Genomic DNA, 241 nt, shown 5'->3' with positions numbered 1-241 from the left:
GATTTCCGACTTGTTACGAGTCCACAGCGCCTGCGCTTTGTTGATTTTCTCCCAGGAGATAATGGTTTCGCCGTCTTTCTCTTCGCGTTTTTCGATCTCTACCGGCAGCGCGATATGGTCGGAATATTTGCTGATGATGGAACGCACACGCCAGTCATCGAGGAACTCGTCTTCGCCTTCACGCAGATGCAGGGTGATTTCAGTACCACGATCTTCTTTAGTGATGTCGGCAACGGTGTAT

General features: G+C 50.2%; 1 pseudogene. It reads right to left on the bottom strand.

Annotated features, from left to right (window positions below):
• Nucleotides 1-241, bottom strand: a pseudogene (locus CF394_RS13515) (molecular chaperone HtpG); the annotation flags it as partial.

This window comes from Tetzosporium hominis, from assembly GCF_002265435.1.
Classification (GTDB): Bacteria; Bacillota; Bacilli; order Bacillales_A; family Planococcaceae; genus Chryseomicrobium; species Chryseomicrobium hominis.
Note: the sequence above shows the minus strand (reverse complement) of the source record. Positions and strands in the feature narration are given on the sequence as shown.